This is a genomic window from Marinobacter sp. (genome assembly GCF_041984545.1).
GTDB lineage: Bacteria > Pseudomonadota > Gammaproteobacteria > Pseudomonadales > Oleiphilaceae > Marinobacter.
Window position 1 is genome coordinate 1 of sequence record NZ_JBHIXV010000112.1, and the last position, 546, is coordinate 546.

Below are 546 nucleotides of genomic sequence, written 5' to 3' on the forward strand. Positions count from 1 at the left end.
CCCAAGCGCCACCAGTTGGCCATTACCTGTGCCCTTGTTTAGAGATCTTTACCGCCGTGTTGCATACAAAGGCGGTAACGCCATTGATGACAATATTGAGGACATTGACGATCTCGTTGCCGCTGTGGAAGCTAATATAATTGCCATTGCAGAGAACAAAGAAGCTATTGCAGTTAACGAGCAAAATATAGCGGAGAATGCAGAGGCGATAGCTAAGAATATTCTTGATATTGCAGAGAACGCCGACAATATAGAGATTAACAGGCAAGCAATAGAGCAGTTGGAATTAACTCTTAATAATCATATAAACGCTTCGCAAGCACACGGCTCTAATGGTGATATAGTTGGATTTAATGATCTTGCTGATGAATCAACCGTTGGTCTTGTTAAGAGAATGGTTTCTATTGCTGACGCTGCTGACTCAATGGTTGATATTACAACTGCTGATATTGGTCCAGCTCCGGCGGCTTACGATCAGGTTTACGCGCAATTGGTAACTGACTTAACAAATGAAAATAAAGCGGCAATAAATCAACTGGCTTCAGA

General features: G+C 42.3%; 1 protein-coding gene. It reads left to right on the plus strand.

Annotated features, from left to right (window positions below; genetic code table 11):
• Positions 1-546: hypothetical protein (locus ACFC20_RS17795; RefSeq protein ID WP_375194143.1), on the plus strand; the 546-nt coding region annotated here is incomplete at both ends.